The organism is Escherichia sp. MOD1-EC7003 (genome assembly GCF_002965065.1).
Lineage (GTDB): Bacteria > Pseudomonadota > Gammaproteobacteria > Enterobacterales > Enterobacteriaceae > Escherichia.
Genome location: NZ_PTRE01000277.1, coordinates 1 through 6,669, shown reverse-complemented (window position 1 = coordinate 6,669; position 6,669 = coordinate 1). Strand labels below are relative to the sequence as shown.

The 6,669-nt window shown below is 40.3% G+C and carries 7 protein-coding genes and 2 pseudogenes; 4 read left to right on the top strand and 5 right to left on the bottom strand.

Features of this window, described 5'->3' with window-relative positions; genetic code table 11:
- Window positions 1-231 precede the first annotated feature (231 nt).
- Together A7090_RS27445 and A7090_RS25355 are read left to right on the top strand one after the other, a co-directional pair.
- Window positions 232-504 (top strand): EspG domain-containing protein, encoded by a 273-nt coding sequence (locus A7090_RS27445; protein ID WP_446718740.1) that lies wholly within the window; start codon window positions 232-234, stop codon window positions 502-504.
- 483 nt (window positions 505-987) lie between these two features.
- Window positions 988-1,569 carry a hypothetical protein gene (locus tag A7090_RS25355; RefSeq protein ID WP_241957305.1) on the top strand — a complete coding sequence of 194 codons (582 nt, stop codon included), beginning with the start codon at window positions 988-990 and terminating at the stop codon, window positions 1,567-1,569.
- 501 nt (window positions 1,570-2,070) lie between these two features.
- On the opposite strand, the gene A7090_RS25350 is transcribed toward A7090_RS25355, so the two are convergent.
- Window positions 2,071-2,496: a hypothetical protein gene (locus A7090_RS25350; RefSeq protein WP_105275893.1), complete on the bottom strand. Its 426-nt coding sequence runs from the start codon at window positions 2,494-2,496 to the stop codon at window positions 2,071-2,073.
- A gap of 709 nt (window positions 2,497-3,205) precedes the next feature.
- On the opposite strand from A7090_RS25350, the pseudogene A7090_RS26915 reads away from it, so the two are divergent.
- Window positions 3,206-3,298: pseudogene (locus tag A7090_RS26915) on the top strand (type II toxin-antitoxin system RelE family toxin); the annotation flags it as partial.
- Window positions 3,299-3,531: 233 nt separating this feature from the next.
- Here A7090_RS26915 and A7090_RS25345 read toward each other — a convergent pair.
- From A7090_RS25345 to pepT, 3 genes are all read right to left on the bottom strand, one after another.
- Window positions 3,532-3,864, bottom strand: a complete 333-nt coding sequence (locus A7090_RS25345) for a hypothetical protein (RefSeq protein WP_157941505.1) — start codon at window positions 3,862-3,864, stop codon at window positions 3,532-3,534.
- A gap of 65 nt (window positions 3,865-3,929) precedes the next feature.
- On the bottom strand, window positions 3,930-4,721 hold the full coding sequence (locus tag A7090_RS25340; RefSeq protein ID WP_105275892.1) for an MFS transporter: 792 nt from the start codon (window positions 4,719-4,721) through the stop codon (window positions 3,930-3,932).
- Complete coding sequence (gene pepT, locus A7090_RS25335) at window positions 4,718-5,965, bottom strand: peptidase T (RefSeq protein ID WP_105275891.1); 1,248 nt, start codon at window positions 5,963-5,965, stop codon at window positions 4,718-4,720. The genes A7090_RS25340 and pepT overlap by 4 nt, the downstream gene beginning before the upstream one ends.
- A gap of 247 nt (window positions 5,966-6,212) precedes the next feature.
- Between pepT and A7090_RS25330 the strand changes: the two are divergent.
- Window positions 6,213-6,476 (top strand): annotated as a pseudogene (locus tag A7090_RS25330) (hypothetical protein); the annotation flags it as partial.
- A 2-nt stretch (window positions 6,477-6,478) separates the two neighbouring features.
- Here the strand turns inward: A7090_RS25330 and A7090_RS25325 are convergent.
- Window positions 6,479-6,669 (bottom strand): IS3 family transposase (locus A7090_RS25325; RefSeq protein WP_157941504.1); only part of this gene is annotated, 191 nt, incomplete at its 5' end.

Genomic DNA, 6,669 nt, shown 5'->3' with positions numbered 1-6,669 from the left:
GCCCTGGAAAGTTGATCTGAGCTCTCAGTAAATATCAATACGGTTCTGACGAGCCGCTTACATTAATATAACGACAAAACAAAATAATAATTAACGCAGCGTAATTGTTTCGCAACAAATTATTTTTTATTGAATTCTTCCGCAGTTGTAGGGCGATGAAACACGACTTCAGGTGCATCAGAGGAGATTCCTGAAGTCGTCAGACAAAATGGTTAGTTACACAGTATTTCATTGAATATATTGAGCTTATTAAAGTCGATGTGTCCGGGATATTCAGAATCAGGAAAATTTAATGCAGCTCTGTTTGATGGTTCAAAATTAACTATATCCCTTACCAAAAGTGAACTGGTTGAAGTAACGGTAACCACGGCTGAGGGGCTTTTTCCCTGTGCCTCCCGAAAGGTAGGGATAAGACTATCTATTAAACGTATTACCAGTCGCTCTGCATATACTATATATTCATCATCATCAGTCTTTACCAGAGGTGGAGATATATTTTTCTGAGGATATGGCGTTTTTGTAATATTTCTACAAGGGAATCTGGATCATAATGCCAGAGAGTAGATCTCCCTGTTATCGGCATTTCCGTCTTGTGAAATAACCATACTCACTCGGGTAATTAAGCCCACTTGTGGTCTGTCTTAATTACATCCATGGTGTTGGTGCCACCTGAACCACTAAATTCACGGTGGCGCTAAAGTTCAGTTGTATGAATATATCACCTGTGTTGAATATCACCTGTCTGGTAATACCAGAGCAACAATGTGTGAAGGGCCCCACGGAAGAGCGGCAGAGACTTAATGCCGATCGTTATTGAAATGTATCGGCAATGTTTGTTAAAGGTATGCAAGTTGACGTGAAATAAAATGGAGGGGACGATGCCTTTAAACGCAGGGATTATGTCCGGTCAGCTCTCTGGGGTGGGAACATGGAACCCTGATTGTGACTGTGACATGAAACACGACTACAACTCTGAGAAGTACGGCGATGAAGGTTATTCTTGCTACGCATAATTATTATCTGGAATATGGCTTACGTTTGCTGCTGAAAGAGTATCGCGTGATTCTGGCTGCAGATCTTTTCAGGCCGGAAAACCGCAGGAATGTTCTGAAGCATGATGAATCTTGGCTAATAATTTGTGACCGCCAGTTGGGTCGTTTAATGAGCAGTATGTTTCTTGGGCGTCATTTTATGCAACTGAATGTGGAAACACTGAAAGGGATACAGGATATTCATAATGCAGTGCATAACGGTTTATGGAGCTGGAACACAGCAGCGCGGACACTGACGATGTCGGAGATGATGGTCATGTTTGGGTATATTTACCATCAGTTACGTCCATGTCGTCTGGCGAGTGATATGGGGATAAAAATAAAAACGGTAAACTCTTTCCTGTATTCAGGACTGGTGAAAAATGGGCTCGAAAGCGCAGATGTCAGATTGCTGGCAATCGACGAAGGCAGACGAGAACAGCACTATCCCATCGCAGCATATCACCATAATTCCGTTGTTGATTTTGGGTACAAAGGGACAATGCGTTATGAGGTTGCTGCAAGTGTAGTATGCTGACGAGATGTGGATTGATTATCTCAATGGATGTAGAAGTTATTCGATCTGGATTGAGATATGTTTATGCTAAAATTAATTTTAACAATTTTTAATGTGAATTATATTTTAGCTAATTTCTTTTAAAAATGAGCCCTGACGGGCTCATAATATCAATCATTACAGAGCAACATATATCAGAGAGTATATAATTGGTTTTGATAACATTCTCAGTTAATTCTTTATATAAAGATGGTCGTGATGAGAAGAGTAAGGTGGCATATTCAATTTACCGTAGTGACGCATCACTACAGTCCCTGTTTATGTAATATAGACACTGGCTAAGTGTGGAGCTTATTTCAAAATTTTCCCTCATTTATTAATCGGTGATCTGTTTTTTCGCTACTTTCCTATTCCCGTGAGTAAGGGAAGCGCATATCCCTTATCTGGTGAGCAGGGCACTCTATGTGATTCAGCAATATTGCTCATACTTTACATATCATCACGTTTGCAAAAGCTTTAAAGTCATGCATGCGCCAGCACTGCTCCCCCGAGAGCCAATATCATTATTGCAGTAAGGCCAAGGAGAATCACATTAGCAATACCGGCACGTGCTGAAGTTGCATCCATTCTGATTAAATGACAGAAATAAACTTCATTCATCTTCAACTGTATTCTGAGCATTTCTGCCGATGAGGATATGAGGTGCAACAACGGATGATCCGGATCAGCCCTTTTAAGTCTATATCTGGTTCTCAGTAACGCTTTGAGAAAGGCATAACCTGTCACGTGAAAGTCCATGCAGCAATACTCATCATCATTTATGCTATTTTTCAGTTGTTCCATAGCCTCCGTAAAACCATAACGTTCAGGGATATTGTCAACGGATAATGCCTCCAGTATGTCTGCCATTTTTTCCCGAATGTCATCAGCGCCAGAGACAGTTTCCATATCAGCAACCTCCTTTATATCTGTACATGCAATTACTAAAATCTCATCCGCACGGCGTTATATTTCACGATGGATGGCCTCTTCAGCCAATCGTTGTGTCAGCATCTCTGCCGTTTCCGGCTTACCATTTTCGGCGCCAGACTGGCCCCTGTTATTCCGGGTATCACCCACATATTTACGACATAGTGCTGCATCGCCCCATTGAGCTCATTACCTAAACCAGAGGGGTTTACAGCAGTAAAAAGTCTTGCAGAGGTGTCTGAACAACATAAAGAATAGCATCCGTATTATACTCTGAATTATTATAATGAGTTAAGTGATAACCGATACCAGGATATTTAGGGACCTCTAGTCATTTATTGATAATAGATTATTATTGTCTGTTAGATACTAATGTTATTGGTATTGCATGTTATTAATTAATAATAACTTTAGTGGCTTTTATTTTATATAACCATAATATATCGCAATGAGCTAAAGTGGTTTTGGCAAGTGCTGGTTGTTTTTTTGTGTATTATAAATAAATGTTTTTTGTAATTAAGTGTTTGCTAATTTGTTGTTTTTGTTTTTGCATTGGTGTTTGCTATAAAATTAACAGAAAAATATATCATGTACAAAATTATCACACTCTCTCCGGTCACGTAAAAGACTGAAAATCAAACGATTCTGGAATTCACCCACGTGATGTGGACATCGTCCTGAGCGAGAGGTTGTTGACGATATGTTAATTATTGCTGTTGTCGCGGTTGGTAAACGTCAATGTGGCAATGTTTATAATCTCACCAGTGAGAGAATGAGATAGCAACGGAAATAGACTGTTGTTACCTTATCTGTAACAGTTTCGCTGTAACTTAGGCTGTCTGGGAAACGGAAGCTATTGAGTTGTTCTATACAGGCTATAGCCTTACAGGAAAAATCACCTCCTTCCCTGGAGGTGGTCAAGAATACAGCTCTGGCGAGCCACGTACCTTTAATTACCTGCTTTGATTAGATAAATCAGATGCAGGTACATAAGTATGCCTGCATTATATGCAATTAACGTTTCCTTCCGGGAAATACAAATAGTGCAATAACGGGAGATATCACCATCAGAACAAAAACATAGGTAAATCCAAGAGTGAATCCACCTGTTAGATCAACCGACCAGCCAATTAACTGACTGTTTATCGTTGCCAAAATAAATGTACAAACCCAGAAGGTAGACATTGAATAAGTAACAGTTTGTGTATTCGCATTTTTTTGCTCTTCTTTTGGAATGGAGAAGATGAATGCAAACCAGGTGGCAAAAATAGAACCCGTCAAAAACGAACAAACCAATATAACGATATCATTAGTGGCAAATAGCATTGCAAAGGTTGTAATAGCCATAAAGATACTGGAAATAAATAGCCATGATTTATAATTATACCCACGGTTTTTAAAGTACGGCCCCATCAATGCGCCAATAAAATCCCCACCTGATTGACTGTGCCACTCAAATGAGCATTGGAGTCAGGGGGGAGATTAGCATATTTTGCATAGTACAGAGGCAAAAATGTGAACATAAAAATCATCATGATCATTGCCCCCGCATACTGAATAATCATTCCCCAGACAATACGATTAAACAATACATCCTTTAATACGGCTATTCGCTGTTCATAACTTATAGATATATGACTATTCTGTTGTTGCTCTTCATCGGTGAAACATATTATCCAGACAACCCCCAATATTAACGTAATTATTCCATAGATAGCTAACAGATTACGCCACCCGTTGAACAGTAGCGACAAATAACCTGCCAATGTTAACGCAATAATTGTACCGATAATATTTGATGTGCAATTTATACTGTTTAATGTTGACGCCATTTTGTTATCGAAAAAACGAGAAACCGTAGGCACCAGTGATACAAGGCAAATAGCACCACCCAGCCCACCAAGAAAACGAATAATCAATAACAAAGTAAAGTCATTAATGAATGGAATGAGCAACGAGGTTCCAATCATCATGCATCCAAGAAAATAGGATTTTCGAGTGCCAAGTCGGGAAACCAGGACTGCAGTACAAACGGCTCCTACAATTTTAGCCCATAAAATTACATTCGACATCAATGCTGCATGTGATACATCAACATTAAAATCACTCATAATTTGTGGCATTACGGACCCTGTCGTAGCCCAGGCGGCACCAAATACCATATAAACGGTGTAAAGAATGAGTTCAATGACCCACTTTTTCATTTTTGTACCTCTGGGACACTTAGCTCAACCATTTCCAGCAGCATTTCACTGGCAAGACGCAGGGATTCCACTGGCAAAAACTCTCTGATTGAGTGAAAATTGTGCGCCCCTGTAAATATATTAATAGTAGGCAGCCCTTTTGGGGTGATGACGCTACCATCATAACCGCCGCGCATAATCAGTGGTTTTGGAGTAATGCCGAGGTTATGCATTGCCTGTCTAACGTTATCTAAAATTGCAGGTGTTTTATCAAGCGCTGGTTTGACATTTTCATATATATCGGTTAACACTAATGTTATTCTTTCACTATTCCAACGCTGATTAATACTCTTAACAATATTCTCGAGTACTGCTTTACGTTGTTTATATCCTGTTAACTCAAAGTCCCGAATAGCAATATCAAGCGTGGCGCTGGCTGTATCACCATGGAGATTATGGACCCAATAATATCCTTCCCGTTTTTCAGTATGCTCAGGCCTTTCTTTTTCAGGTAATGCGGCGATAATTTCCGTTGCTATACATAACGCATTAACAAGCTTACCTTTAGCACTCATTGGATGTGCTGTAGCACCACGAACTGTAATTCGCGCACTACCTGCATACCAGTTTTCAACAACATATTCTCCAATCTCACAACAATCGAGACAGATACCAAAATCAGAATTTAATTCACCAACATCAAGCGCTTTTGCCCCTCTGATACCGGTCTCCTCATCAGGCAAAAGAACAAGACGAATATCACCATGAGAAAAGGTGGGGGTATTAATCATATATTTGAGAGCTTCAACACCTGCTGCAATGGCAGCTTTGTCGTCAGCTCCCAGCAAGCTGGTGCCATCAGTTACAATAATATCCTGACCGATATAGTTGAGTAATTCTGGATTATCCTGTGGGGATAGTTTTTCCTCGCTACCTGCAAACGGTATAACACCTCCGTTATATTGTTTCACTCGGAAAGCATGTGTATCTGTACTGTGGTCCGGTGCTGTATCAAGGTGTGCAAAGAATACGATAGAAGGTGCGTCAGGAATATTAGCGGGTAAGTGAATTGTGGCAATAGCATTTTCTTTTATGTTTGTTTGTACCCCTGGAACATCAGAAAATTGACTTACAACATATTCTGCTAGTTTATATTGATTTTCACAGCTTGGAAGTTCCTTGCTGCCATCAACCGATGTCGTATTTATTTTTGTGTAATATAAAAAAGTCTCAATTATTTGCTCTAAGTCAATGCGTTTTTTCATGATTATATACCTAATTGTTTACTATCAATATCTTGACTATCTATATTTAGATAAATCCCGCAAAAATTAGTGAGTATAGAAAAAGGTCGCCAGTTCCTTACGGTAAATTCCCCTTCAAAGATTTATTAAAATAATAATTTGCCTCATCCCAATACAAAAAACAATACGAAAGCATGAAAAAGTGTAGTGCTCAACAATATATGGCCACGTTTGTTTCGGTGTTATCGGGGAGTCTTTTGATGTTTTGTCCTTACATTTATACGAATCCCTGTGTCAGTATCGTAAGCCGGATGGCTCAGGCATCGTCTCTCTGAAAATCGACTGGATCATGGAGCGTTGCCTGCTGCCTCAAAGTTACCAGCGTATGCCGGACTTCTGCCGCCGCTTCCGGCAGGTCTGTGTTGATGAGATCAACAGCAGAACCCCAATGCGCCTCTCATACATTGAGAAAAAGAAAGGCCGCCAGACGACTGAACCGCCCCGGTTTTCCTGGAGAGTATTTTACCTGTGAACTCAGGCTGCCAGCTCATCATTTCCGATGGAAGCATAATACGCTTTTTCTGCTTCTGCCGGAGGAATATGGCCCAGCCTTTCCAGCAATCGTCGATTGTTATACCAGTCCACCCACGTTAGTGTGGCCTGTTCCACTTCTGCACGGTTTTTCCAGCTCTTACGGTGTATTACCTCCGCTTTGTACAGTCCAT

Bases quoted from the DNA above. Each gene is read 5' to 3' on its own strand.
- A7090_RS25355 (WP_241957305.1), top strand. From the start codon at position 988: ATGAAGGTTATTCTTGCTACGCATAATTATTATCTGGAATATGGCTTA.
- A7090_RS25350 (WP_105275893.1), bottom strand. From the start codon at position 2,496: ATGGAAACTGTCTCTGGCGCTGATGACATTCGGGAAAAAATGGCAGAC.
- A7090_RS25345 (WP_157941505.1), bottom strand. From the start codon at position 3,864: ATGGCTATTACAACCTTTGCAATGCTATTTGCCACTAATGATATCGTT.
- A7090_RS25340 (WP_105275892.1), bottom strand. From the start codon at position 4,721: ATGAAAAAGTGGGTCATTGAACTCATTCTTTACACCGTTTATATGGTA.
- pepT (WP_105275891.1), bottom strand. From the start codon at position 5,965: ATGAAAAAACGCATTGACTTAGAGCAAATAATTGAGACTTTTTTATAT.